Genomic DNA, 26,513 nt, shown 5'->3' with positions numbered 1-26,513 from the left:
TATTTTTTTAAGCCCTGTAATCGAACTCCTCATTCGCGAGCTTTATTACGTCCCCACTCTTAAGCTGTCTTGTCTGTCCTCCCGGAATCTTGTCTCCATTAACAAATGTACCATTCGTAGAGAAGTTATCTTCCAGCACGACCTGACCGTTCTCTATCTTAATACTTGCATGTCGTCTACTAATTGCACTGTTGTCTGAAATTCTGAAATCAATATTTAAACTGTCTTTTCCGATAGAAAAATTATTTTTGTTTATAATTATATTTTCGCCATTTTTCCTTCGTATAAGTGTTCCAAGGAAATCCGGTCTTGCCGATGATGACAATACTGTTGTGCCTGCATCCGGCGCTGCGGAATTAAGAAGTGTTGTCTCCGTTCCTTTCGCAAATGCTCCACTGTTACTCTGCACTTTCGTCATCGGTTTATTGAACTGTCCTGCCCCTGTACCACCCTGATTTTCAAATCTGTTTCTGTTCTCTTCTTCTGCAGCTTTTCTGGCTTTTTCTTTGCTCTCTTTTACTTTCTTCATAATAAGAACAACCGTCAAAGCAATTGCAGCAAGAGCTACAACAACCGCACCTACTATTGCGATTGTAATAATCAGCTTCTTGGTATCACGGCCGTCACCTCCGGGATTGACAACTTCATCTGCTGATGCGCTGCTACCTGTGGTGCTTACTTCCGTTGCTGCACTAACACCGTTCTTAAGTTCGTCATACTCTGTTGGATTCATCTTGTTATACACAATCCCGAGTCCGTCAAGTATAGCTGTAATCTCTGCCGCATCAAGAGTATAATAATTGCTTCCGTCATCGATCAGTTCATTCATTCCGATCACGAGACCATCTTCATTTATAAGCGGTCCTCCGCAGTTACTGACATCAATCTTGGCGTCGTGCTGGATAACCATTGTATTGTCCAGTGTCGTCAGATTCGCAATTGCTCCTGATGTCATAGATACTTTGTCATTTGAATAATACACAGGAACGTCATATGAAATTCCCGTAGGATAACCAAGTGTAAAGATTTTGTCGGCAACTTTATACGGTTTCTCCGCTGACTTATTTTCTGCCGCCAGAATTGTCAATGGAGTTCTTGTATATATGGGCTGTTCAAGCTTTAGAACAACAACGTCCAGCGCCACACTTGCCTTAACAACCGATGCTTCAAGCACAACATCGTTTTCAACGACTACCTGTACTTTGAGATTTATCTTATCCCAATCTTCATCTTTTTCCTTGGGTACCCCAAGTGCCTTAAAAGCTTTATCCCTGAATTTCTTGTCGGGATTGATTATGTGATTGTTTGTTATGACATATTCGGTTTCTTCGGGATCTCCGATAAGAAATCCTGTTCCACCCTGTATTATAGATGTCTTTCCAAGATCATCTTCATAAATGCAGTTCACCTGCAAAACGCCATTTCGTGCTTCCTGTACGGAGGATAACTTTTTGGTATCTTCCTCTCCATCGGAAGAATCCGCAGGCTCTTCAGGCATTTCCGAAGCCCCTGAGCTTGCCTGCGCCGCACCGTCCTCTGTAATGTTCTCCGAAACCGAGAATCCCAAACCGGAACTTTCCAAAGGAGCTTCCTCGCGAGCATATACTTTAAGCGGTGCTACCGTTATTCCCATAACCAAAAACATTGTTAAAATACGTTTTGCAGCTGTACTCATCTGTTACCTCTTTTTATCGTGTATTTTTTTATCTTATCAGGTTATATCACTTTTTCGTCTTAGTGCTTTATAAGATTTTCAACATCCATATTATCTGTTACGAGGACATTGAAGTCAAGTGATTCCTGCTTGTACTCACCACCTTCTATAATTCACGATATCAAAACACACTGATTTTTATTTCTTCTTCCTAATAAGCCATATTGCTCCGCCGCCGACTGACATTGTTGCGATCGCTGCGATTGCAAATACGAAGTATGACATGTTATTTGTTGTACCCGGGGTGGGCTTATTATCAGGATTCGGTTTATCCTTCTTGGCAACAAACGGATCCGGAATCTCTTTAGTAGAAACTATTACTCCGCCAATCGCCATTGTTTCCTTATTACCTGCAAGATCCTCGGCGATAACCGTAATCTCCTGTACCTTATCTGATTCCTTAAGTGTAAGGCTTCTTACGCCGCCTTTTTCCTCAAGTTCTTCGCCTGTGCATGAATCAATCTCCTGTCCGTTGTTGCAGATTGAAAGCTTTGATACGCCCATGTTATCTGTTACGTTGACGTTGAAGTCAAGTGATTCCTGCTTGTATACTTCACCTTCTTTGATACCTGCTGCAACTATTCCCGGTGCGGTCATATCAATTGCAAATGATACTTCTGCGTCTCTTGATTTGTTATCCTGAACGTTTGTAGCTTTATCTTTACTGTATACGGTAAGTGCGTAAACTCCGTCGGTAGTGAAGTTGTTCTTGGAAATTGTATATGTGTAAGTCTTCCAAGATGTTTCACTTCCCTGCTGCTTAACTGAGAAATCTTTTCCCTTTCTAAGTTCCTTGATGTCTCCGTCTCGGCTTATTGAAACATTCTTCTGTGTGAGCTCATCGATGTTGATCTCTGTGACCGTGATATCCTTGGGCTCATTGATGTAATACTTCTCGTTAAACTGCTTTGCAACGTCTCCGATTACGAATACGGAACCGTGACGGTTAACTGAGAACACGAGCTTATCCTTGGTCTCGTTTCCTGCCTTGTCGCGAACTGTTGCTTCAAGTACATACAGGTCGTCCATCTTCTTGTCGTGTGAGAAGTCGCTGTATGAAACCGAGAAGCCGTTCTCAATAGGCTTAATTGCGCATTCTACGTTTACTCCGCCGTTATTTGCACCCTTGAGTGCAACCTTTGAAGCATCTATATCAATATACTTGTCTCCGTAAACTACCGAAGGTGCTACCACACCGTTGTTTGCCGAGTAGTTCTCAACTCCCGAGAATGTTACTTCAGGTGCTGTCTTGTCGATGATGAATACATCCGATGTGAACTCTTTTGATGTATTACCTGCAAGGTCTGTACACTTGATCGTGTAGCCGTATGTTCCGTCCTCACTGAATGAGATATGTGAAACGTTGTTAAAGTTGTTTGAAGCAAATCCCGAAAGTGCCGGTACCGATGAAACATCAGGTACTGCCTGAGGTGTAACTTCAACAAGCTTGTCGGCAAAAGACATTTCTTTAATGTCTACGTTTGCAACTCTTGTGTCCTTGTAGAACTTTTCATTTCCAACAGCAATCTTGTTGTATGTAACGTTAATTTCAGGTGATGTACGGTCAATTACGAATTCTTTTTCAAAAACATTCTTTGACTCATTTCCTGCTCTGTCTTTGCAAAGGAAATTAAAGCTGTAGAATCCGTCTTCCGCAAACTTAATTGTACGTGTATATGTGTTAAGGCCTGTGTTTGCCCAACCGCCTACCTCTGCGTCGCCAACCTTCTGGTCGATATCAAGTGTTTCTCCCTCGTTGTAGAAAGAGAAGTCTGTAACTGTAAGTGTAGCTGTTCTGGGCTTGTTGTAGTACTTATCATTCTGAGGATCGTTCTCATCAAATACAAGAGTTACCTCAGGTACTGTTGTATCTACGCCAAACTTGTTTCCTTCTGCACTTTCGTGGTTTTCGGACATATCATAAGCTTCAACTGAAATCTGATACATTCCGTCGCCGTCAGTTGTGAATGTGATCTGATGGCTCTCATCACCGAGGTCGCCGCTCCAGTCATTGAGTGGTGCAGTACCTACTTCAGCTCCCGAAACATCAAGCTTTTTGATGTATACAAAAGACTTGGTCTCATCAAGCCACTTATCGTCTACCTTTACTGTTACCTGAACATTCTGTGCATAATACTTGTTTCCGTCTGCTGAAGGAGCCTCTTTGTCATAAGAGATCTCAATCTTAGGAGCTGTTGTATCAACGATCATCTCTGTACTGAGTGCTGTATTCTCCTGATCGAGTGTATCCTTAGCATATGTCTCGATCTTGTATGCTCCGTCGCCTTCAAGCTTGAAATCATATACTGCCTTGTGCTTTCCGTCGCTCTCTTTTTCATTATACGAAGGAATAGCATATTTGAAGTTGTCCTTGGAACCTTCCGTAAACTTGATTGAATCAATATCAAGATCCATATCTTCGATCGTTACTGTTCCGCGAGCGTTGCCGCCAAAGTACATTCTGTTTTCATCCTGTGCAACCATACCGTCAACATCGTAAACGATGGTAGGTGCTGACTTATCGATAACGAATGAACCTGTTCCGCCTTCAACGTGATCTGCCACGTTTCCTGCATAGTCCCTGATGCTCACTACTTCAACATCGTACTTGCACTCTGACAAACCGCCGTATGAACGAACTCTTTCCTCAAATACGTAATAATCCTTATCACTCTTGCCGCTTGCTTCGTTAATTGTCTTTTCTCTTCTCTGGCCGTTTACGTTGTAAACAATACCGTAGAATCCGCTGGTCTTCTTGTCTTTTGTTTCTCCGTCACAGTTCTTTGGAACCTTGATAAGAACATTTATGTCTTTGTTTGAAGCAAACCATCCGAATCTGTCATATAGACGAAGGAATCTCTCAAAAGGAGTAAGCTTCTCTTCTTCGCCGTCTACTATGATTTCTGCAGAAGGTGCTGTATTATCGATTCTTACTATCTTCTTTGCGATTGTCTTTGCTTCTTTGTCTCCGTAGAAAAGACATTTTACTTCATATTCTTTTTCGCCTTCTTTTACAGGAAGCGGGATATTTGCTCTAAATGTATATCTTCCGCCGTAGTTGCTTCTTGAAATATCAAACTTTGTCGATACACCGGAAACTGTGATTTCCTGAACCTCACGGGTAGATATACCTGTAACTTCAAGCATGAAGTTTGATTCATTATTCGCTACAAGTGAATACCAGTCTTCAGTCTTTGTATTTACGCCAAAAGACTTCTCTTCATTCTCTGCGTAATAGCAGATAAGAGGAATATCTCCCACTCCGCTCTCGGCATTGTTTCCAAGTTTATCTTTTGCGATTACTTTTACGATCTTATAATTTCCGTAGCTACTCGGTGACCATGAATATACTCCGTCATCACCTGACATCTCACGTCGTATGCCATATGAATCTACGGCATAAACCTTGTCAACACCGGATTCTTCGTCGGTAACTTTTACTGTAAAAGAAGGCTTTGACTTATCAGATCCTGCAACAACAGCTTCGCCGTTACTTCCCGTGTAATCTGCACTTCCCTTTGCTCCGGCTTCTGATATCTCGGGAGCCTTTTTGTCAGTAACGTCTACCTTTGCAGAAAGTTTGAACCTATTCTCTCCGTCTTTCAGATTTTCCAACTTGCATGTTATTGTATGCTTCTCGGCATCAATAGTAAATTCATCGCCTGAAACAAAATACAACTCATAAAAACTTGCAATGGAATAGCTAAATTCAATCTCTGCCGCATCTTCTTCAGCGTCTACTTCGAAATTATAGCTTCTGCCTATATCACTCTTATCTTCAGCAGAAATCTTCAATCCGCTGTTGCCTCTGTTCTGTATATCAAAACTTATTGTGACTTTTTTATTATTTTTCTTAACAGGCTTTTTGTCTGTAGCATCCTTCTTGTCTTTTTCAGTCTCTTCAGGTGTAGTCTCCTGCTTGTTCTCAAGTACGTCGTCAACGTTCTTCACAGGTTCTACAACATCAGGCTTACTCTCGCCGGACTTGGTGCTTTCTTCCTTTTTATCCGCATCTTCGGGCTTTGCTTCGGAATTCTTTTCTTCAGAAGCTTTATTTTCCTTGTTTGCTTCCTCAGTAACCTTCTTATCTTCTGTAGCCTTGTTGTCTACGGCCTTTTCTTCTTTCTTACTCTCTTCTTTTCCCTTTTCTTCTTTATTTACTTCGGCCTGCGTCTCTTCCTTCTTGGATGTCTCTTCCTTCTTAGTCGTATCTTCAGGCTTTGCCTCGGAACTCTTTTCTTCTGAAGTTTTATTTTCCTTGTTTGTTTCCTCGGCAGCCTTCTCTTCGGCCTTGTTTTCTTCCCCGGTTTTCTCTTCCGCAGACTTCTCCTGTGCAGTAACCTCCTCTGCAGAAGCTGTTATTGTGGCATAATTGCCAAACAAAAGAACCGGTATCATCATTACCGGTAACAATCTTTTCGCCATAGACCTTAATTTGACCTTCTTCATATGTTCCTCCAAGCTATCCAAGACTTTTCACTGCTTTTCCCTAAGCATTTGTGATGCAGGTGTTAATCATTTGTTATTGAATGTTAATTCTGCTTCGCTAATATTACATCTTTTTTTTGATAATGGCAATAGATTTTCCGCTAAAAATATCAAAAAACGCATTAATTTTTTTAATTAAAAAAAGTGGCCATTTTAGCCACTTTTTAACCATCGCTTTCGTGTAATAAATTAGTCTTTTTAGTTGTTATGTTTTATCTAAAAACTCCTTAATTTTTATTGCGACATTTAAAGGAATCCCCGGAGTTTCCGCAATTTCGTCGGCTGTAGCATTTCGGATGTCTTCTATCGATCTAAAGTGCTTCATAAGCGACTTTCTTCTCGCAGGTCCAATACCGGGAATGTCATCAAGTGAACTTTTAACCTGAGCTTTACTACGCAAGGACCTGTGATATTCGATTGCGAATCTGTGCGCTTCATCCTGTATTCTTGTGATCAGTTTGAACCCTTCAGATCTTGTATCTATGGGAAGCTCGACATTGTTATAATAAAGCCCTCTGGTTCTGTGATTGTCGTCCTTTACCATTCCGCACACAGGAATGTTGATTCCAAGTTCATCGAGAACTCTTAGGCAAATATTGACCTGTCCTCTTCCTCCATCCATAAGTATCAGGTCGGGGAACTTGGTAAAACTTCCGTATCGTGCGTCAATCTCCCTTACTTCCAGATCTTTCTTTTCTTCGATTCCATGAAGCAGTCTTCTTGTCAGCACTTCGTGCATGCATGCGTAGTCATCGGGGCCTGATACAGACTGTATCCTGAACTTCCTGTAGTCACTCTTCTTGGGCTTACCCTTTTCGTAAACTACCATGGAACCTACATTCGCAAATCCGCTTATATTGGAGATATCATATGCTTCCATACGGTTTATATCTTTAAGTCCCAGGAGTTTCTCAATCTCTTTTACCGCACCTATGGTTCTTCCTTCTTCGCGCTTTATCCTCTCTTTGTCCTTGGACAAGATAAGTCTTGCGTTCTGCGCTGCAAGCTCCATGAGCTTTTCTTTCTGTCCTCTTTCGGGAACTGTGATATAGACTTTGCTGCTTTTCCTCTCACTGAGCCATTCCTGGATTATCTCCATATCCTCTATGGATTCGGGAAGCACTAATTCTCTGGGGATAAAAGGTGTTCCGGCATAGAATTGTTTGACGAAATTTAATAGGATCTCTTTTTCCGGATTTTCCGACACATGAGTCATATAGAAGTGTTCTCTTCCGATAAGTCTTCCGTCTCTTACGAAAAAAACCTGAACCACCGCATCATTTTCATCTGAAGCTATTGCGATTATATCCTTATCTTCCATTGACGAGTCTGTCATTTTTTGTTTCTGTGCCACAACTTTTACGCTGGCAAGAAGATCTCGATACTTTGCGGCAGATTCAAAATCAAGTTCTTCCGAAGCATCATTCATCTTCTGCTCAAGCTCTTTTATAATAAGTCCATAGTTGCCGTTTAAGAATTCAAGCGCCTTATCAACGTGCTCTCTGTACTCTTCTTTGGTTATGTTACCGGTACAAGGGCCGCTGCACTGCTTCATATGGTAATTAAGACATGGCCTGTCAAGCCCTATGTCCCTTGGAAGAACTCTGTTACAGGTTCTCAGGCCATAGAGCTTATTTATCAGATCGATGGTGTCCTTAACAGCCGCCGCACTTGTGAATGGGCCGAAGTATCTCGATCTGTCTTTTTTCATTAGTCTGGAAAAAAGAACTCTCGGATAATCCTCCGAGACAGTTACTTTAATATAGGGATATGTCTTATCATCCTTTAGAAGGGTATTATACCTGGGACAATGCTCTTTGATGAGATTATTCTCAAGAACGAGGGCTTCGAGCTCAGAATCGGTCACGATATACTCAAAGCGGGCGATCTGCTCGACCATTCTGTCTATCTGCGGCCCTCTTCCGATATTTGCTCGAAAATAAGACCTGACACGGTTGTGCAAGTTAACCGCCTTCCCAACGTACATTATGGTGTCGTTTGAATCACGCATAATATATACGCCGGGTTTATTGGGAAGTTTCTTTAATTCTTCTTTGACGTCAAAATCACTCATCGCCTCTGTTAACTATTTCTCTCTCAACAACAAATTCTGAATCTTTTATTGCATCTAATACTGTTGTTGCATATTCCTGACTGCTCTCAAGCACAGTTGTGCCTTCTCTTTGCATAGTTCCCGTAGGTGCAAGCACAACAGTTCCGTCTTCATCGGAAATCTCCATAGCAGCAACTCTCGCAAGACCTTCCGATGTATTCCATGAAAGCTTGGCCTTGTTGTTACTTCCGTATACGTCTGCATGGACGCTTCCCGCTTCCGCAGATTTCCGGAGGTTCTCTATTCTTTTTCTGGCTTCGGTTCCCGTAAGCACAGCTATATAATGCCTTATATCAAGCTTTATCCACATTACTATGGCAAGAATAAGCATTATAAGCGACACGCCTGCGGATATGATCGCCATAAGGTTGTATAATTCTATATCGCTCATTTTTTATCCATTCTTCTTTTTACCGGCAGCGGTTTCAAGTGCATCTTTTGCAAGCGCAAGATTTCTCTGGCTTTCGCTGACGAGTTCTCTGGTTCTGTCTGTAAGCTCGTAGTTGCTGACAATATAATCAATGCTTCTGAGTAAAAGAGTTATCTCATCGTTAATTTCCTCATATGTCACACCGTCTTTGAGAAATTTGTCCGCACGGTCATATACCTGACTTCCAATCTCCTTATAGATGATAAGCGCCGTTGTTTCGTTATCAACCGCTGCGATATCACCGTCAGCAATGGCTACAAGATCATCCCAAAATACTTTTAATGTTACTGACTTATCACCATCCTTACTTGTTTTACCTATCAAGTTATAATAACCGGCAATCTTTCCGAGACGCTTTGCTCTTTCCTGTTGCGCTGTCGAAAGTTTACCGTTCTCCGCTGCGATACCAAGCCACTTTGTTGCCATCTGCTTATTGCCAACTCCATCATAGCAGTAGTAATATGCAATTCCAAGCTTATACGCTATCTCAGCATAAACATCCTTATTCTTGGCAAGACATTCTTCAACAGTTCCATCCTTTGTAGGAGTTATAAGTATTTCCCTAAGCTGCTTATCTTCTTCAGGTGTGAAATTATCGTCATCAAGAAAGAAATTATCCAAAAGATCTATATAAGCGTCTTTATTTTCCGGCTGCATCGCAATAGCCTTAGCATACATCTCAACAGATGTAAGATTGTCCGCAGCGCCTTTTGCCTCTGTTATATAATGTGTGTAATTCTCTTTCTGTATCGCATTGGCTTTTACCTTAAAAGATACCGCCGATGACAGAAAGACAACAAAAAGAGCTACAACTGCCGAAAACAAAGCGATACTGATCTTGGCTGTTTTCTTGTATCCTCTGTCGAGTTCCTTGTAATTCTGAAGATCGTACATAACTTCCGCACAAGAGTTATATCTGTCATCAGGATTATTCTGTACGCATTTTGCAATAATATATTCAAGTCCCGGTGAAAGCTGCGGATTCCAATATCTTATCGGATAAAGCTCAAAAGGAGGTTCTCCGGGATTGTGTCCCGTTACAAGATGATACATTGTCGTTCCCAGACAATAGATATCCGTCCTTGCATCAGTCTGTCCCATTCCGCCGAACTGTTCGGGAGCTGCATATCCTCTTGTTCCTAGGTATGATGTATCTCCCGTATTGGCTTCCTTATATTCTCTCGCTGTTCCGAAATCAATAAGTGTAATTGTTCCGTTTGGACGGAGCATGATATTTCCGGGCTTTAAATCTCTATATATGATAGGCGGCTTTCTGGTGTGAAGGTATCCAAGCACATCACACAGCTGTATGCCCCACTCAATTACATATTCCTGCGGCTGAGGTCCCAAAAGTCTCAGCGCTTTCTCCAAGGTGTTTCCTTCAATGTAATCCATTACGATGAGGAATCTTCCGTCCTCGTCTATGACATCCACTATACTGGGAAGATAGGGATGTGAGAGCTCTTTTAACAGATCGGTCTCTGTAATTAGGCTCTGACGCACAACGCGGTAATTCGTAACTGCGTCTTTTCTGACCTCTTTAATTGCCCACTGCTTATTTGCACGCTCATTCATGGCCAGGTAAACGGTACTCATACCACCCTGACCGATAACGTTCAGTACTTTATACTTACCACCGACAATACTTCCAATTTCTAACATATGTTTCCCTTAATCTATGGCAATATGGATTGCGGAGATGTTGTCGGTCTCGCCTCTTTTCTTCAAAAGTTCCACCATATTGTCCAATTCCTTCTTCATTTCTTCCTCAGATAAGGCTCTGCTCTTCGTGAGTTTATCTACTATTTCTTCTTCGGAAAGTTTCCTCCAGAATCCGTCCGAACACATAAGTATCGATGTTCCTGCATGAACCCTGCCTCGCACAAACTGGGGAACAACTACATCCGACGCTCCCACGCACTGCAACAGGATGCTTTTCTGCGGGCTTTTCTCAGCTTCTTCTTCAGTCATAAGTCCCTTATCGATCATATCCTGCACTACGCTCTGATCGTGTGTCAAAAGAGTCATTTTCTTCTCTCCGACACTGTAAACTCTTGAGTCTCCCACATTCATTATAAGATAATCGCCTGCAACTTCTATAAATGCAACTATCGTTGTTCCGAGTCTGCATCTGTTCTCATCGCCGTACCTCAATATATTGGCATTTATGTCTCTTACAAGCGATATCCATTGACGCTCAATTTCCGTCGTAATATCAGGCTTCTCCACCGTATCAAGACGCTCCGTAGAATTTTCTCTGGTAAGCGCCCTCGGAAGTTCTGTGACAAACCAATGTGCAAATCCTTCGATTGCTGTCGCACTTGCAACTTCTCCGTGAGAAAGTCCTCCCATTCCGTCACACAAAACTCCCATTGCTATCCTGCCGTAAGAGGAAGTGCTGGCAACCTTTACCATTGTGGCGTCCTGATTGACCTGTTTGACTATTCCTTTATCTGTACTTATACAAATTTTATAATTCATTCCCGATCTACCTTATGTTCTATGTGCCTGCATTACCGCGAATATTCGCCATTTTGTAACTACAGCACCGACTACAGCGCACTAACATTATAATATACCGACGATAATACGACAATCCGTTAATGCAAACCCCGCTAAATGTGTTTCTAGCCAATATATTTAGGCGCAAAAACACAAAAAGCGGGGATAAATAATTTACATATTGTCGAAATTATCCGGAACGTGCGAGAATCTTCCGCCTGCATTATTGTCTTCGGAAGCTGTCGCGCTGTTTTCCTCAGTCTTTTCCTCCGATGCGGCTGTCTGCTGCTCCTGTGTTTCCTTTGGAGCTTCAAGAGTCTCGGCCTTCTCTGCTTCTTTTTTTGAAGCATCGGAATCATCGGATTTTTTCTTATTCTCCCTCAAAGGAATGTTCTCACCGATCTTGGCAGATTCAGGTCTTGTAGCATAGATACGCTTTCTCTTGGCCTCTTCTGCCTCTTCCTCTGTAGGCTCAGGGATGTTCTCAACTTCCCTGTATATCTTCATGAATTCTTTTCCTGTTATTGTCTCTTTTTCAATAAGGAACTCAGCGATCTTATCGATCGTATCAAGGTGCTCGCTGAGGATTTTCTTTGACTTCTCATAGCATTCCGCAAGAAGTGCCTTAACTTCCTCGTCGATAAGTGTTGCTGTCTCGTCACTGCACTGAAGAACTCTGTTTCCGTCAAGGTATCTGTTCTGGATAGACTCAAGCTGCATAAGTCCGAATCTGTCACTCATACCGTAGAGTGTGATCATGTTTCTTGCAGTTGCTGTCGCATCCTCAATATCCTGCATTGCACCTGTTGTTACGGTGTTAAAGATAAGTTCCTCCGCAGCACGTCCGCCAAGTGAAACAATAAGCTGTTCCATAAGTTCATCTTTGGTTCTGAGATGATTCTCATCCTCGGGAAGACGAAGCACATATCCGAGCGATCCCTTTGTTCTGGGAACGATGGTAATCTTCTGCACAGGTTCTGTATTTGAAAGGATCGCGCTAACAAGAGCATGTCCGACTTCATGGTAACTTACAAGCTTACGCTCTTCTTTGCTAAGGATTGAGTCTTTCTTCTCTTTTCCTGCGATAACCTGCTCAAATGCTTCCATGAGGTCCTTCTGGCATACGAATTCTCTTCCTGCCTTAACCGCATTGATGGCAGCTTCATTTATCATATTGGCAAGATCCGATCCAACCGCACCGCCTGTAGCAAGCGCAAGTTCCTTAAGATCTACGGTCTCGTCCATCTTAACGTCTTTTGAATGTACCTTGAGGATTTCCTCTCTTCCCTTAAGATCAGGCTTATCAACAATGATTCTTCTGTCAAAACGTCCGGGTCTTAAAAGAGCTTTATCAAGGATCTCAGGTCTGTTGGTTGCTCCGAGGATAAGCACACCCTTTGATGAATCAAATCCGTCCATCTCTGAAAGGAGCTGATTAAGTGTCTGCTCTCTCTCTTCGTTTCCACCGCCGTACTTATTGTCACGGCTTCTTCCGATCGCATCGATCTCGTCTATGAATATGATACAAGGCGCATTTTTGCTTGCCTCGCTAAAAAGATCTCTTACACGGCTGGCACCTACACCAACATAAAGTTCAATAAAGTCTGAACCTGCAAGTGAATAGAAAGGAACGTGCGCTTCACCGGCAACTGCCTTTGCAAGAAGTGTCTTACCTGTTCCGGGAGGTCCCACAAGAAGTGCTCCCTTGGGAAGCTTTGCTCCGATCTTGGCGTACTTGGCAGGGTTGTGAAGGAAATCAACAACTTCCACAAGTGATTCTTTCGCTTCATCTTCACCCGCAACATCCTTAAATGTTACGCCTGTTTCTTTCTGAACATATACTTTGGCATTACTCTTGCCGACTCCGAGAGGACCGCCGCCCCTTCCCATTCTTCTGAATATCACTGAAAGGATAAGCCAGAATATGAGGACCGGTGCTACGTACTGAAGTATGAAAGAAACGATAAGTCCTGCATTATCGGGAACTTCGCTGCTTACTTCAACTCCCGCATCGATCATCCTCTTTGTAAGGTCGGTATCTTCTTCAGCCTTACCTGTAAAATAGGTTATCTGATCGGCACCTGCCCAGTATGCATAACCAAGGCCGTGCTGTTCCTTGTCTTTCTCTTCCTTCGGATAAATTTTTATCCTGTCATACTCGATGACTATCTTCTCAACTTTTCCCTCGTCGACCATTCCGAGAAACTCTGTATAAGTTATCTCTTTATTGGTTTCCGAAGAAAATGCTTTAAGAAAATATGTCATGCAGACCATCGTGATAAGTGCTGCAACCAATAACAATATGATATTCTGTCGTCTTGGTGAATTCGGTCCACCTCCGCCCATTGGGTTGTTATTTCTTTGATTCTGATTGTTGTCCATTCTATTTATTCCTTATATCAATATGCTATACTAAATTAGTAGTAATGTTTAACTCGACGCAACTTCATGGAAGTCGACATCGTGTGGGCTTTTGCCCTCATATTTAACCATTATATAGTGTACAATTTATTATTTCAATTACTGATTCTGAAAGTTTTATTAAATTATTTCCACTAATGTATAGATTTTGCTCCGCCAAAATTATATAATAATAACTTGTTTTGTTTATTAAAATTTTTATCTCGTCAAAAGATCAGGAGGAATATTTAAAATGGCAGTAAAGTATATTTTTGTGACAGGTGGTGTCGTATCCGGACTCGGCAAGGGAATCACCGCTGCTTCACTCGGAAGATTGTTGAAGGCACGCGGCTACAAGGTTACAATGCAGAAGTTCGATCCATACATCAATATCGACCCGGGAACAATGAACCCCGTTCAGCACGGTGAAGTATTTGTTACCGAGGACGGCACTGAAACTGACCTTGACCTTGGTCACTACGAAAGATTTATTGACGAGAATCTTGATAAAAATTCCAATGTTACAACCGGTAAGATCTACTGGTCCGTTCTTCAGAAAGAACGTCGCGGAGACTACGGCGGACGTACCGTACAGGTTATCCCTCATATCACAAATGAGATCAAGAGTAAGTTCTACAGAAACTTTACGGATGAGGAAACTCATATCGCTATCATCGAAGTAGGCGGAACAGTCGGAGATATCGAAAGCCAGCCGTTCCTTGAGGCAATCAGACAGTTCCAGCATGAGGTAGGACACGAGAACGCTATGCTTATTCTTGTTTCTCTTATCCCTTACCTTCGTGTTTCTCAGGAAATCAAGACAAAGCCCACACAGTCTGCTGTTAAGACTATGCAGGGAATGGGACTTCAGCCTGATGTTATCGTATGTCGTTCAGAGGTTTCACTCGATCAGGATACTAAGGACAAGATCGCGCTCTTCTGTAACGTACCAAGCAATCATGTTCTTCAGAACCTTGACCTTGAGTACCTTTATGAAGCTCCGCTTGCCATGGAAAAAGAGCACCTGGCTCACGTTGCATGTGAATGTCTCAACCTTGATTGTCCCGAGCCCGATCTTACAGACTGGAAGGCAATGGTTGATACTCTTTACTCTCTCAGCCATGAAGTTAAGATTGCGCTTGTCGGCAAATATACTCAGCTCCACGATGCTTATATAAGTGTTGTTGAAGCGCTTAAACACGGCGGTATCTCAAATCAGACAGCCGTAGATATCAAATGGGTTGATTCTGAAGAAGTTACGGAAGATAATGTTGCTTCCATTCTTTCAGATGTTGACGGTATCATCGTTCCCGGTGGATTTGGAGACCGTGGTATCGAAGGTATGATCCATTCGATCAAGTTTGCCCGTGAGAACAACATTCCTTTCCTTGGTCTTTGCCTCGGAATGCAGCTTGCCATCATTGAGTTTGCAAGAGATGTTATCGGATATAATGATGCTCATTCAATCGAGTTTGAGCCCAATACAACACATCCTATGATCGCACTTCTTCCCGATCAGAACGGTGTAGAGGATATCGGCGGAACACTTCGTCTCGGTTCATATCCTTGCGTTCTTGATAAGGACTCAATGGCATATAAGCTCTTTGGTTCAGAGAATATTACAGAGCGTCATCGTCACAGATATGAAGTAAACAACGATTACAGAAGCGTTCTTGTAAGCAACGGAATGAAGCTTTGCGGCTTGTCTCCCGACGGACGTATCGTTGAGATGATCGAGCTTCCCGAAAACGATTTCCACATCGCTACTCAGGCTCATCCGGAACTTAAGTCTCGTCCCAACAGACCACATCCTCTTTTCTCAGGATTTATCAAGGCTTCTCTTGAGCACGAGAAAAAGAACAGCTAAGAATTAAAAGTAAAAATATTGAGCTATGGTTATGAATGATAAATCACTTCATAAACCATAGCTCTTTTTTATATCATGCTATATTACAAAAGGCGCCGAGATATTCTCTCGACGCCTTTTATCATAAATCCAAGACTTAATTTCTAATTAAAGCTGAGGGCCTGCAGCAACAAGTGCCTTGCCGTCTGCGTTTCCTTCGTACTTCTTGAAGTTCTTGTTGAATCTCTGTGCAAGATCCTTTGCCTTCTCTTCCCACTCAGAAGCATTAGCATATGTATCTCTGGGATCAAGGATTGCAGGATCAACTCCGGGAAGTGATGTAGGAACTTCGAAATCGAAGATCGGGATCTTCTTTGTCTCAGCCTTGTTTACATCACCGTTAAGGATTGCATCGATGATTCCACGAGTATCCTTAATAGAGATTCTCTTACCTGTTCCGTTCCATCCTGTGTTTACGAGGTAAGCCTTAGCTCCGCTCTTCTGCATCTTCTTAACGAGCTCCTGAGCGTACTTTGTAGGATGAAGCTCAAGGAATGCCTGTCCGAAGCAAGCTGAGAATGTAGGTGTAGGCTCTGTGATTCCTCTCTCTGTTCCTGCAAGCTTAGCTGTGAAACCTGAAAGGAAGTAGTACTGAGTCTGCTCAGGTGTAAGGATTGATACAGGAGGAAGTACTCCGAAAGCGTCAGCTGAAAGGAAGATAACGTTCTTCGCATCAGGACCTGCAGATACTTTGTTAACCTTCTGTACGATGTTGTCGATGTGGTTGATAGGATAAGATACACGAGTATTCTCTGTTACGCTCTTATCTTCGAAATCAATCTTTCCGTCAGCAGCTACTGTTACGTTCTCAAGAAGAGCATCTCTCTTGATAGCGTTGTAGATATCAGGCTCAGAATCCTTATCAAGTCCGATAACCTTAGCGTAGCAACCACCTTCGAAGTTGAATACACCGTTGTCATCCCAACCGTGCTCGTCATCACCGATGAGGAGTCTCTTAGGATCTGTTGAAAGTGTTGTCTTACCTGTTCCTGAAAGACCGAAGAAGATAGCTGTGTTCTTACCTTCCATGTCTGTGTTAGCTGAGCAGTGCATAGAAGCCATGCCCTTAAGAGGAAGGTAGTAGTTCATCATTGAGAACATACCCTTCTTCATCTCTCCGCCATACCATGTGTTGATGATAACCTGCTCACGGCTTGTGATATTGAATGCTACACATGTCTCTGAGTTAAGTCCAAGTGCCTTGTAATCCTCAACCTTTGCAAGTGAAGCGTTGTAAACTACGAAATCAGGCTTGAAATCTGCAAGCTCTTCATCTGTAGGCTGGATGAACATGTTCTTAATGAAGTGAGCCTGCCAAGCAACCTCAACGATGAAACGAACTGCCATACGAGTATCCTTGTTAGCACCGCAGAATGCGTCAACAACGAAAAGTCTCTTGTTGCAAAGCTCGTTCTTTGCGATTTCTTTAACCTTAGCCCATGTCTCTTCTGTCATAGGGTGGTTGTCGTTAGGATACTCCTCTGTTGTCCACCATACAGTGTCCTTAGAGTTCTCATCCATAACGATATATTTATCTTTAGGTGAACGTCCTGTGTAGATACCTGTCATAACGTTGACAGCGCCAAGCTCTGTGTCCTGACCCTTCTCATAACCTGTAAGTTCAGGCTTTAACTCCTCTTCATATAAGCACTCGTATGAAGGGTTATGAACTATCTCAGTTGTTCCTGTGATACCATACTGACTTAAATTAATCTCTGCCATCTGATTGACCTCTCTTCTTTTATTTTTGATCTTATGTAATAAATTGTACTCTCTTTTCAATCATCTCATGAAAAGAAAACAAATTATGACCGATACTTCTTTTATACTACAAAGTCTATCTTTTAACAAGAATTTAGCACAAAAAAAACAAATTCGATTGAAAAATGCTAGCGCTTCAGTCCTGACTTTTTTCCAAAAGAGCCTGATATATCTCGCGTTTACCGACTCCTCTGTCCGCTGCAACTTTTTTCATGGCATCTTTATGAGAAAATCCCTCATCTTCATAGTATTTCATATGATCTTCGATGCTCATTTCATTCCAGCTCCTACGTTTTTCTTCCTCTTGTTCTTCAAGACTTTTCCCCTCAAGAACAAGCACATACTCGCCTCTCGGTTCATTCTCTTTATAAAAAGCTATCGCCTGAGCAAGCGTCGTCACGTTAACTTCTTCAAACTTTTTTGTAAGCTCTCTGCAGATGCTGACTTTCCTGTCGCCAAGCGCTTCGTACAAGTCGTCAAGAACCGCTCTTAAATGGTGCGGCGCCTCATACAATATGGTCGTCCTGCTCTCCGTCTTAAGATCTTCGAGGATTCTTTTTCTGGCTTTTTTATCATCCGATGAGGGCAAAAAACCTTCAAAGCAAAATCTTCTCGTACTGAGTCCCGATAGTGTGAGCGCCGTTATGCAGGCTGCGGGCCCGGGAAGTGATGTAACATGTACTCCCGCCTTGTGACACTCTGCAACTAGAACTTCGCCGGGATCTGATATTGCGGGCGTTCCCGCATCTGTTATAAGAGCAACATCTTTTCCCTGCTGCATCTGCTCTATAAGATACTGTGCCTTATCGTATTTATTATATTCGTGATAGCTTGTCATTTCGGTGTGAATATCGAAGTGATTAAGAAGCTTAATGCTGTTTCTCGTATCCTCTGCCGCAATGAGATCTACCTGCTTAAGTGTGTCCAAAACCCTGAAAGTCATATCACCTAAGTTTCCTATGGGTGTTGCACACAGATATAGTGTTCCGCTCATCCGTATTTCCTTTTTGATGTTTTATCAATATCCGTAGATGTCGTATATTTCTCTTGTATATTTGCCCTGCTCTTCGTAAATTACCAGAGGGCTTTCAACTTTTATCCTTGATTTTCCGCCTCTGACGCCTTCAATAAGAACCATGCTCGGTTCCTTATCGATAAAGGGATGAACCAGTCTCATCCGCTTAGGCTCAAGCTTGTACTCATGCATCGTGACCATGATCTCGGCAAGTCTGAACGGTCTGTGCACCATATAAAATTTACCGCCTGGTTTAAGACATTTTGCTGCCGCGGCAACAACATCTTTCAGATCACACAGAACTTCATGCCTTGCGATAGCTTTTGGTCCGTCAGGGTTCTGAAGCCCATGTCCTCCTATCATATAAGGCGGATTGCTTGTTACTATATCAAAAGAAGCAGCTCCGAATATCTGACCTGCCTCTTTAATATCGCCTTGAATTATTTTCACCCGATCTCGGAGGTCGTTAAGTTCAACACTTCTATCCGCCATTTCTGCGCTCTCGGATTGAATCTCCAACCCTATAAGCTCACTTGCTTTAGTTTTTGCCGCCATCAATATCGGTATTATGCCGGTTCCCGTTCCCAGGTCAAGCACTCTTCCATTTTCCGGCGCATCCGCAAATCCTGATAAAAGTACCGCATCCATCCCAAAGCAAAATTTCTCGGGATCTTGTATTATCTTGTAGCCGTTCCTCTGTAGATCGTCCAGTCTTTCTCCGGGTTTAAGTTCAATTTTCCCCAAGTTTTGACTTTCCTTCCTGTTTCTCTATACGTTCAAGCTTCTCAAGCTCTTTTACATCCTCATCTTCACGGTGATTGTCTTTAGCGTTATTCTTTTTCTTCTGTCTCTTCTTGGTGTATTCGATCTCGTCAAGCTTGTAATCATGCACTTCCTTCTCATCATCAACGTCAACAAGAAGCTTGATAGTCTGACGAAGGATATTCACGCTCGCAACTTCACCCTCGTATCCGTCCTTGGTCTTACAGAAGTCACCGACACTTGGCATCATGCGATTAAGCTCTTCATATACATCTTCTTCATTTTTAAGACAGCACATAAGTCTTCCGCAAACTCCGGAAATTTTGGTCGGATTAAGTGAAAGGCTCTGCTCTTTGGCCATCTTGATGGAAACGGGCACAAAATCAGCAAGGTATGTGTGGCAGCAAAGTGTTCTTCCACAAATACCGTAACCTCCGATGATCTTTGTCTCGTCTCTTACACCGATCTGCCTAAGCTCTATTCTAGTCTTGAATACAGCCGCAAGATCTTTTACCAGCTCTCTGAAATCGATTCTTCCATCTGCCGTAAAGTAAAAGAGAATCTTATTATTATCAAATGTATACTCGGCATCTATAAGTTTCATCTCGAGATTATGCTTTTTGATCTTCTCAAGACAGATTTTGAATGCCTCTTTCTCTTTCTCCCTATTGGCCTTTTCCTGCTCGTCATCTTTGGTGCTTGCTGTTCTGAGCACTGACTTAAGTGGTTTTACGACCTCACTGTCTTCCACTTCCTTAGGCTCTCCGACAACTGTTCCGTACTCAACTCCACGGGCTGTCTCTACGATTACGTGATCACCCTTTTTGATCACATACTTTCCCGGTGAAAAGAAATATATCTTTCCGGCTGTTCTGAATCTAACGCCGATTACTCTTGTCATAAATGTACCCCTTAATTGCAATGAGCATAAGCTCAAGTACAAGATCTATATTAACATTGGAGTTTATGCGATTTCTCGCTTGATCCATTGTTTTTATTATTTCGTTTAGTTTTTCATATGAAATGTTAACAGTAACACTTCTAATATACGACAACTTATCAGTGAAAATCAAGTGATCGGGATTTTCGGTCGCCTTGTAAACAAGCATATCTCTGAACAAAAAAACGAGAATATCCATGAAATCTTCAAAGTTTTTTGAATCTATACCCTTTTTGGCAGTCTTGGCATCTTCTTCCGAAGGCGCAAGCAAAGTATGCAGCCTGTCCATCATATCGTGAATCTCAAGCCGCTCCAATTTGGATATTAATTCAATGGAAGAATCCTTCAGATTTTCAAATCTCTCATTTGATGCAAGTTCAAGCGCTTTTCCGACATTTCCTCTGGCAAACGAAGCGCATAGCATAGCCTTATAATCAACTACCTGACACTCTTCCATCAGATACTTCCTGATGGAATCGTCCTGCGCCGGTTTCATCGGCAAAACTACACATCTGCTTATGATCGTCTGAAGAAAAGCATTGATATTGCTTGTAAGAATTATTATGACTATGTATGACGGCGGCTCTTCCAGCGTTTTAAGCAGCGCATTCTGTGCTGCCGGTGTCATCTTCTCACCTTCCGGAATAATATATACCTTGTGCCTGCTCTCATACGGCTTTATGACAACGTCATCTCTTAACTTCTGTCTGATGTCGTCAACACCTATGCTGTTCGGCTTCTCGTGCGTTATCGTAATTATATCCGGATGGCTGTCACTCAAAGCCTTTATGCATGACGGGCATGTGTTACATGCCTCAGTGAATCCGTTTCGTTCCTCTTTGTTCTCACACTGGATAGCCTTAGCAAATATTTTTGCCACAAATTCTTTTCCCGAGCCCGCTTCTCCGGATATTATGTACGCATGAGATACTTTATCCGTCAAAAGCGCATTCTGCATGTGTTCTTTTAGCTGCCCCTGATCAATAATCTCGGAAAAATCCGCCATTTCCACTCCTCTTTAAGTAAATATATCCAGTAACAACCCCTGTATCTGTCCTATTTTTGCAAGTATCCCAATGTTATCTTTTTCATCCTTAACAAGTTCTTTTGCCAGAGCATCAAGTTCATCATCTACCTGTCTGATTATCCCATACACGCGATGACGTCCCCTTCTGTCCAAAAAGTTCTCTCGTGAAAAAGCATGCGATCTTGACACTACTTCATTCATAAAGTCTTTTATAAGAATCCTGTAACGCTGCATGTCTTTGATGTCGTTGCGTTTTGCAATTCTTTCGCCCTGCTGAACAATATCCTGCAACATGAGATTAAGCCGCTCCGCAAGCCCGGTATCTTCAAGCTTGGAAGTGAGCATAAACTTAAAATCTCCATTTACTTCTTTGGGCTGTTCAGGCCCTGCAACCTGAGCTGTCTGACCGATATTGTTTACTTTAATATCCATGCCGCGCACCTCTTATACTAATACTTCCTACATATATTTTATCGTATTTTCTGCGCTATGTATTCAGTAATTTTCCTAATACAGTCTTCAATCTCAGCATTGTTCTCAAAACGCTTTTCTATCTTTGCATCAGATAGCTTTGCATCGCTAAAATCTTCTTCATCCGCAAGAAATCTTCTGCACATTTCGTCATATCTGGGTTTTTCCTGCTGTTCCTCCCGATGCATAGCACGCTCCAGCCTTATCTTGGCGCTCGTGTCTATGTAAACAGGAACCACATTATCTTTTCCAAAATAATCCCTTATGTAGCAGTAGGATTCAAGTGTACCGATTATCAGATAATCGCCGTCCTTCAGATCAATCTGACCGTCGTCTGCCGTGAAATATCGCCATATACCACATTTTGTGTCATAGGCTCTTTCCTCGATTATCTTATTATCCGCTCTGAGTTTCTTATATTCTTCTTCATTCTTGAAAAGATACTGCACTCCGTCAGTTTCGCCTTCACGCATGGGTCTTGTCGTGTAGGAAACTATTTTTTTCAGTCCCAGTTCTTTTGTCTTAATGAGTTCGCGGTAGATAGTATCTTTTCCCGACGAGCTTTTTCCCATTAAAAGAAATATTTTTCCCATCAAAGCTCCTCAACACGTATCATATTGGTTCTTCCGGGTATTCCGAGAGGTACGCCCGCCGTAAGAACTACTTTATCACCGGCTTTGAGAAGTCCTGCGTTCTTGGCAGAATTAATGGCCTCTTTAAAGAGTTCGTCCGTAGTATCTTCCTGTCTTATGTGAAGTGGTGTCACTCCCCACATGAGATTAGTCTGTCTGCAAACAGTCGGCTTTGTCGTACACGCGATTATTCTGCAGCTTGGCTTGTATCTTGATACCATTGCTGCGGTAAATCCTGACATTGAGACTGTAAGGATGGCATCTGCGCCGACTTCTGTCGCGATATTACATGTTGCGTGCGAAATCGCAGTTGTTGAATCTGTAGGTGCATAATCTTTTTTTCTGAGTCTTCCTACATAATCTATATCCTGCTCGGTACGCTCTGCAATTCTTGCCATCGTCTTTACTGCTTCAACAGGATAATCGCCCGAAGCGGTCTCTCCCGAAAGCATGATTGCAGTTGTTCCGTCATATATAGCATTTGCAACGTCAGTTACTTCCGCTCTTGTCGGTCTTGGATGATGTATCATGGAATCAAGCATCTGTGTTGCTGTTATAACATATTTGCCCTTTGATTCCGCAAGCTTTATCATCTCTTTCTGGATTACAGGCACATCCTCAAAAGGAACTTCAACACCCATATCTCCTCTTGCTACCATGATTCCGTCTGCTGTATCAATGATTTCTTCAAGGTTGTTGATTCCCTGTGTACTCTCAATCTTTGCAATTATTTTCATGCAGCTGTTCTTATCGTCCAGAATTTTTCTTACATCAAAAACATCCTCTTTTGTCCTTACAAAAGAAGCTGCAACAAAATCAAATCCCTGATCGCAACCAAACTCTATATCTCTTCTGTCCTGCTCGCTAAGGTATGGCATGGTAAGCTTTGCCCCGGGAACATTGACACCTTTTTTGTCCGATATCGGTCCGCCGTTTACTACTGTGCAGTTTATATCTTCGTCTGTTACTTCATCAACTCGAAGCTCAATAAGTCCGTCGTCAAGAAGGATTGTCATACCTTCCTTGCAATCTTTTGTAAGTTCCTTGTATGTGATTGAAACTTCACTCTTGGTTCCCTGCACTTCTCTTGCTGTTAAAGTAAACTTCTGTCCTGCCTCAAGCTCCTCTTTGCCATTGGCAAAATCTTTGAGCCTTATCTCAGGACCTTTTGTATCCAGCATAACCGCTATAGGAAGATTGAGTTCCTCGCGTAATTTTTTTATTCTGTCATATTTTCTCTTATGTTCTTCGTGTGATCCGTGAGAAAAATTAAAACGTGCAACGTTCATTCCAGCAAGCATTATCTCACGTAACTTATCTTCATTTTCACTTGCCGGTCCGATTGTACAGATTATCTTAGTTCTGCGCATGTAATTCCTTTCCTTGTTAAAAAAAATGTTCGCCATATATATTTACTTTATTATTCTAACGCGGTAGCCCGTCCCACCGGGCTCTGACACCACGCCTTGAACATTTAAGTCTTCATTCAAGTAGCCGACTATCTCCTTTATCAGTTTCTCCGAAAATTCTTCTCCCGGTACAATTAACGGGATTCCCGGAGGATAAAGATTTATGAAATCACCGGCTATTTTTCCCTCTGCATCTTTAAGCAAAATATCCTCTGAAGATTTATCCCATGCTTCACTTAGTCTCATTATGACCTTAGGATATTCCGATGAAACTATATCACCACTTGTTTTATCTGCAGATGTGTCCGTATTTATCTTTGTTTTCTGGATTTTTTCATCTATTTTCAAGACTGCTTCTATAAGCCTATCGATACCTTCGCTCGTATCCCATCCTGACAAAATGGCAAGTGCGATCTTATCTCCCGCCATCTCAAGTTGAAGACCATATTCCTCCCGAAGTATACCATATATCTGCTTTCCTGTCATTGTCCCGCTGGTATCATAGATTACAAGTTTAGCCGGATCATCTATGATCTTGCTCCCCGGAATAGCCAGATTTTTTAGCTTCTTTGTCTTTGCTGATATCCTGTTTCTGTAATCCAGAAGTGCTTCTATGAATTCTTCGCCGTTTTCTTCCATCTCCTGCATGCAAAGATCGATCGATGACATCAGAACATACGACGGACTGCTCGTTTGAAATATTCTCAGATACTTCTTTACTTCGTCCGCAAGGCCGTCCATGCCGGATATGTGAACAAGCGCCGTCTGAGTCATTGCCGGAAGTGTTTTGTGGACACTGTGGATAACTATGTCTGCTCCAAGATTAATTGCGCTTTTCGGAACGGAATTATATTCTCCGTCTTTATCAAATTTTTTTCCAAAACCAAAATGTGCTCCGTGAGCCGCATCCACAATAAGCGGGATTCCCTTCTTATGACAGGCTTCAGCTATTCCTGCTATATCAGAACACTTTCCCTCATATGTCGGAGACGTGATGAATACACATTCGATGCTGTCATCAAGCAACTTTTCCACATCGTATTGTGTATAAGTACCCGGAATTTTTAATTTATCATCGGATTTATCGGGAAGATATTTGATCTGTAGGTCCCTTAGAAAAGCTGCATGATAAAAAGATTTATGACTTCCTCTGGCCGCAAGAATCGTGCCGCCTTTTTTTACAGATGCCGAAACAGCGGCAAGTACGCCTGCCGTGCTTCCATTCACACAGAAATATGTCTTATAAGCCCCATATATCCTGTTTGCACGCTCTTCAGCACTGAGTATGATCCCTTCTTCATCGTGAAGATTATCAAAATCATCAATTTCAGTTATATCACAACGAAAAGCACCCTTTAACGGGGTGCTGTCAATGTTTCTCTTATGTCCCGGCATGTGGAACGGATACTGCATGCTCTCCGAAAGCTCTATGAGCTTACTATAAAGATTCTGCATAGTCGGTTGCGATTATTCCCTTCTTCAACTTGAGAGTCTCAAGCGTAGATGCATATTTATCCGCAATACATACTATCCATGCCTCTCTGCATCTGGGCGGATTAATTGTAAGCGGCCACATATGCTTTTTAATTATATCTTTCTCTCTCTTTGAGAGATTATAGTCCTTTACTGCATTCTTAAGTGCAATTCCCGGATGATAGAATCCGTGAAGCTTGGGATGAATATTACCCGGAGCACTTCCATCATGCCAATCATACAGAAAATAGTCATGCAAAAGAGATCCTCTTACCAAAGCACTGAGATCTGCTCCTGTATTAAATCTGTCATTAAATTTCAGCGCACACAATGCCACATGGATGCAATGTTGATAAACAGTTACATCTCCATGTTGTATAAATTTGGTCAGTTGCAAATATCTTCTGTCGCTAAGAAGCTCTCCTCCATATTTTTTTAGTAAAGAAAGAATCTTGGGATCATTCTCCAGTTGATCTAATATAGCGGGATCAAAGTTCTCCTCGTTATATTCCTTAATATCCAAAACAGCTTTAATTGCTGTCTTATCATTCTCGTTAAGCTTAAACATGTAACTCCTCAATAAATACTCTGCTATCTTAATGCTCTACACATATATCTCTCGTAAAATAATATTATTTATCTTAGCACAAAAAGGAGAAAAAAAAATAAAATCTAATGAATTACATAAAAAAACTCAGTAAACAATATAGTCAACTGAGTCATGATATCTTACTTATATTCTTTTTTAAATAAAAAAAGATGCCTAGAGTCGGAATCGAACCAACGACACGAGGATTTTCAGTCCTCTGCTCTACCAACTGAGCTATCTAGGCATATAGTAGCGGGGACAGGATTTGAACCTATGACCTTCGGGTTATGAGCCCGACGAGCTTCCAGACTGCTCCACCCCGCGTCATTATAAAATCCGTACCTCGTACGAATCATATTAAATTGGGATTCACACTAAATTCGAAAATACCTCATTAAGTGTTCACCCATGGCTCGCACTAAACTCGTACACTCGTTAAGTGCTCTGCACAAAATGGATGGCGGTGGATTCGAACCACCGAAGCAATTTGCAGCAGATTTACAGTCTGTCCCCTTTGGCCACTCGGGAAGCCATCCATATAGAGCCGATGAGCGGACTCGAACCGTTAACCTGCTGATTACAAATCAGCTGCTCTGCCAATTGAGCCACATCGGCTTACACACACGAATTGTGTAAGAAGAAAAATGGGACCTACAGGGCTCGAACCTGTGACCCTCTGCTTGTAAGGCAGATGCTCTCCCAGCTGAGCTAAGATCCCGTTCTCTTATTTTCAAACATTATTCAGTTTGAGCGACCCGAAGGGGGTTCGAACCCCTGACCTCCGCCGTGACAGGGCGGCGCTCTAACCAGCTGAGCCACCGGGCCATATTATTTAAGGTTTTGTACCTTCAAAACCGAACACTGAACTATCTTCTCCAGAT

General features: G+C 42.2%; 18 protein-coding genes and 6 tRNA genes. 1 reads left to right on the top strand and 23 read right to left on the bottom strand.

All coding sequences use genetic code 11. The features are described from left to right. Positions 1 to 7 precede the first annotated feature (7 nt). The 7 genes from BLP87_RS13285 to ftsH all read right to left on the bottom strand — a co-directional run bounded on the left by BLP87_RS13285 (position 8) and on the right by ftsH (position 13,629). Complete coding sequence (locus BLP87_RS13285; RefSeq protein ID WP_074463095.1) at positions 8 to 1,675, bottom strand: trypsin-like peptidase domain-containing protein; 1,668 nt, start codon at positions 1,673 to 1,675, stop codon at positions 8 to 10. Positions 1,676 to 1,852: 177 nt separating this feature from the next. After that, positions 1,853 to 6,163 carry an Ig-like domain-containing protein gene (locus BLP87_RS13280; RefSeq protein WP_074463094.1) on the bottom strand — a complete coding sequence of 1,437 codons (4,311 nt, stop codon included), beginning with the start codon at positions 6,161 to 6,163 and terminating at the stop codon, positions 1,853 to 1,855. A 244-nt stretch (positions 6,164 to 6,407) separates the two neighbouring features. Next, positions 6,408 to 8,276 carry an excinuclease ABC subunit UvrC gene (gene uvrC / locus BLP87_RS13275; protein WP_074463093.1) on the bottom strand — a complete coding sequence of 623 codons (1,869 nt, stop codon included), beginning with the start codon at positions 8,274 to 8,276 and terminating at the stop codon, positions 6,408 to 6,410. Then, positions 8,269 to 8,706: a hypothetical protein gene (locus tag BLP87_RS13270; RefSeq protein WP_074463092.1), complete on the bottom strand. Its 438-nt coding sequence runs from the start codon at positions 8,704 to 8,706 to the stop codon at positions 8,269 to 8,271. The genes uvrC and BLP87_RS13270 overlap by 8 nt, the downstream gene beginning before the upstream one ends. Positions 8,707 to 8,709: 3 nt before the next feature. Next, on the bottom strand, positions 8,710 to 10,407 hold the full coding sequence (locus BLP87_RS13265) for a serine/threonine protein kinase (RefSeq protein ID WP_074463091.1): 1,698 nt from the start codon (positions 10,405 to 10,407) through the stop codon (positions 8,710 to 8,712). A 9-nt stretch (positions 10,408 to 10,416) separates the two neighbouring features. Continuing rightward, positions 10,417 to 11,226, bottom strand: coding sequence for a PP2C family protein-serine/threonine phosphatase (locus BLP87_RS13260; protein WP_074463090.1), 810 nt, complete (start codon positions 11,224 to 11,226; stop codon positions 10,417 to 10,419). A 195-nt stretch (positions 11,227 to 11,421) separates the two neighbouring features. Next, entirely contained in the window at positions 11,422 to 13,629 is a 2,208-nt protein-coding gene (gene ftsH / locus BLP87_RS13255; RefSeq protein ID WP_074463089.1) for an ATP-dependent zinc metalloprotease FtsH, read from the bottom strand. A gap of 271 nt (positions 13,630 to 13,900) precedes the next feature. On the opposite strand from ftsH, the gene BLP87_RS13250 reads away from it, so the two are divergent. After that, entirely contained in the window at positions 13,901 to 15,514 is a 1,614-nt protein-coding gene (locus tag BLP87_RS13250; RefSeq protein ID WP_074463088.1) for a CTP synthase, read from the top strand. 147 nt (positions 15,515 to 15,661) lie between these two features. Here BLP87_RS13250 and pckA read toward each other — a convergent pair whose 3' ends face one another. From pckA to BLP87_RS13170, 16 genes are all read right to left on the bottom strand, one after another. Next, positions 15,662 to 17,275: a phosphoenolpyruvate carboxykinase (ATP) gene (pckA, locus tag BLP87_RS13245; protein WP_026514212.1), complete on the bottom strand. Its 1,614-nt coding sequence runs from the start codon at positions 17,273 to 17,275 to the stop codon at positions 15,662 to 15,664. Positions 17,276 to 17,450: 175 nt separating this feature from the next. Next, the gene (rsmI, locus tag BLP87_RS13240; RefSeq protein WP_074463087.1) at positions 17,451 to 18,308 is read right to left on the bottom strand and encodes a 16S rRNA (cytidine(1402)-2'-O)-methyltransferase; all 858 of its coding nucleotides are present in this window, start codon (positions 18,306 to 18,308) and stop codon (positions 17,451 to 17,453) included. Positions 18,309 to 18,332: 24 nt separating this feature from the next. Next, on the bottom strand, positions 18,333 to 18,977 hold the full coding sequence (locus BLP87_RS13235; protein WP_242871869.1) for a tRNA1(Val) (adenine(37)-N6)-methyltransferase: 645 nt from the start codon (positions 18,975 to 18,977) through the stop codon (positions 18,333 to 18,335). Between the two features lie 82 nt (positions 18,978 to 19,059). Then, entirely contained in the window at positions 19,060 to 19,992 is a 933-nt protein-coding gene (locus tag BLP87_RS13230) for a PSP1 domain-containing protein (protein WP_074463085.1), read from the bottom strand. After that, positions 19,970 to 21,037, bottom strand: coding sequence for a DNA polymerase III subunit (locus BLP87_RS13225; protein ID WP_074463084.1), 1,068 nt, complete (start codon positions 21,035 to 21,037; stop codon positions 19,970 to 19,972). The genes BLP87_RS13230 and BLP87_RS13225 overlap by 23 nt, the downstream gene beginning before the upstream one ends. A gap of 12 nt (positions 21,038 to 21,049) precedes the next feature. After that, positions 21,050 to 21,490 (bottom strand): YaaR family protein, encoded by a 441-nt coding sequence (locus tag BLP87_RS13220; protein ID WP_074463083.1) that lies wholly within the window; start codon positions 21,488 to 21,490, stop codon positions 21,050 to 21,052. A gap of 38 nt (positions 21,491 to 21,528) precedes the next feature. Next, positions 21,529 to 22,122 (bottom strand): nucleoside/nucleotide kinase family protein, encoded by a 594-nt coding sequence (locus BLP87_RS13215; RefSeq protein ID WP_074463082.1) that lies wholly within the window; start codon positions 22,120 to 22,122, stop codon positions 21,529 to 21,531. After that, positions 22,122 to 23,531, bottom strand: a complete 1,410-nt coding sequence (gene pyk / locus BLP87_RS13210; protein WP_074463081.1) for a pyruvate kinase — start codon at positions 23,529 to 23,531, stop codon at positions 22,122 to 22,124. Before pyk ends, BLP87_RS13215 begins: the two co-directional genes overlap by 1 nt. A gap of 42 nt (positions 23,532 to 23,573) precedes the next feature. Beyond that, positions 23,574 to 25,025 carry an aminotransferase class I/II-fold pyridoxal phosphate-dependent enzyme gene (locus tag BLP87_RS13205; RefSeq protein WP_074463080.1) on the bottom strand — a complete coding sequence of 484 codons (1,452 nt, stop codon included), beginning with the start codon at positions 25,023 to 25,025 and terminating at the stop codon, positions 23,574 to 23,576. Next, positions 25,009 to 25,611 carry an HD domain-containing protein gene (locus tag BLP87_RS13200; RefSeq protein WP_242871868.1) on the bottom strand — a complete coding sequence of 201 codons (603 nt, stop codon included), beginning with the start codon at positions 25,609 to 25,611 and terminating at the stop codon, positions 25,009 to 25,011. The genes BLP87_RS13205 and BLP87_RS13200 overlap by 17 nt, the downstream gene beginning before the upstream one ends. A 192-nt stretch (positions 25,612 to 25,803) precedes the next feature. Then, positions 25,804 to 25,876 (bottom strand) — tRNA-Phe (locus tag BLP87_RS13195). Positions 25,877 to 25,882: 6 nt separating this feature from the next. Next, positions 25,883 to 25,956, bottom strand: a tRNA-Met gene (locus tag BLP87_RS13190). A gap of 130 nt (positions 25,957 to 26,086) precedes the next feature. Continuing rightward, positions 26,087 to 26,168 (bottom strand) — tRNA-Tyr (locus BLP87_RS13185). Between the two features lie 6 nt (positions 26,169 to 26,174). Continuing rightward, positions 26,175 to 26,247 (bottom strand) — tRNA-Thr (locus BLP87_RS13180). A 30-nt stretch (positions 26,248 to 26,277) separates the two neighbouring features. After that, a tRNA-Val gene (locus BLP87_RS13175) sits at positions 26,278 to 26,350 on the bottom strand. 33 nt (positions 26,351 to 26,383) lie between these two features. Beyond that, positions 26,384 to 26,457, bottom strand: a tRNA-Asp gene (locus tag BLP87_RS13170). Between the last annotated feature and the right edge of the window lie 56 nt (positions 26,458 to 26,513).

Source organism: Butyrivibrio hungatei (assembly GCF_900101605.1).
Taxonomy (GTDB): domain Bacteria; phylum Bacillota; class Clostridia; order Lachnospirales; family Lachnospiraceae; genus Butyrivibrio; species Butyrivibrio hungatei_B.
Note: the sequence above shows the minus strand (reverse complement) of the source record. Positions and strands in the feature narration are given on the sequence as shown.

Excerpts from the sequence above, each read along its gene's own strand:
- BLP87_RS13285 (WP_074463095.1), bottom strand. The coding sequence starts at position 1,675 with ATGAGTACAGCTGCAAAACGTATTTTAACAATGTTTTTGGTTATGGGA.
- BLP87_RS13280 (WP_074463094.1), bottom strand. The coding sequence starts at position 6,163 with ATGAAGAAGGTCAAATTAAGGTCTATGGCGAAAAGATTGTTACCGGTA.
- uvrC (WP_074463093.1), bottom strand. The coding sequence starts at position 8,276 with ATGAGTGATTTTGACGTCAAAGAAGAATTAAAGAAACTTCCCAATAAA.
- BLP87_RS13270 (WP_074463092.1), bottom strand. The coding sequence starts at position 8,706 with ATGAGCGATATAGAATTATACAACCTTATGGCGATCATATCCGCAGGC.
- BLP87_RS13265 (WP_074463091.1), bottom strand. The coding sequence starts at position 10,407 with ATGTTAGAAATTGGAAGTATTGTCGGTGGTAAGTATAAAGTACTGAAC.
- BLP87_RS13260 (WP_074463090.1), bottom strand. The coding sequence starts at position 11,226 with ATGAATTATAAAATTTGTATAAGTACAGATAAAGGAATAGTCAAACAG.
- ftsH (WP_074463089.1), bottom strand. The coding sequence starts at position 13,629 with ATGGACAACAATCAGAATCAAAGAAATAACAACCCAATGGGCGGAGGT.
- BLP87_RS13250 (WP_074463088.1), top strand. The coding sequence starts at position 13,901 with ATGGCAGTAAAGTATATTTTTGTGACAGGTGGTGTCGTATCCGGACTC.
- pckA (WP_026514212.1), bottom strand. The coding sequence starts at position 17,275 with ATGGCAGAGATTAATTTAAGTCAGTATGGTATCACAGGAACAACTGAG.
- rsmI (WP_074463087.1), bottom strand. The coding sequence starts at position 18,308 with ATGAGCGGAACACTATATCTGTGTGCAACACCCATAGGAAACTTAGGT.
- BLP87_RS13235 (WP_242871869.1), bottom strand. The coding sequence starts at position 18,977 with ATGGATGCGGTACTTTTATCAGGATTTGCGGATGCGCCGGAAAATGGA.
- BLP87_RS13230 (WP_074463085.1), bottom strand. The coding sequence starts at position 19,992 with ATGACAAGAGTAATCGGCGTTAGATTCAGAACAGCCGGAAAGATATAT.
- BLP87_RS13225 (WP_074463084.1), bottom strand. The coding sequence starts at position 21,037 with ATGGCGGATTTTTCCGAGATTATTGATCAGGGGCAGCTAAAAGAACAC.
- BLP87_RS13220 (WP_074463083.1), bottom strand. The coding sequence starts at position 21,490 with ATGGATATTAAAGTAAACAATATCGGTCAGACAGCTCAGGTTGCAGGG.
- BLP87_RS13215 (WP_074463082.1), bottom strand. The coding sequence starts at position 22,122 with ATGGGAAAAATATTTCTTTTAATGGGAAAAAGCTCGTCGGGAAAAGAT.
- pyk (WP_074463081.1), bottom strand. The coding sequence starts at position 23,531 with ATGCGCAGAACTAAGATAATCTGTACAATCGGACCGGCAAGTGAAAAT.
- BLP87_RS13205 (WP_074463080.1), bottom strand. The coding sequence starts at position 25,025 with ATGCAGAATCTTTATAGTAAGCTCATAGAGCTTTCGGAGAGCATGCAG.
- BLP87_RS13200 (WP_242871868.1), bottom strand. The coding sequence starts at position 25,611 with ATGTTTAAGCTTAACGAGAATGATAAGACAGCAATTAAAGCTGTTTTG.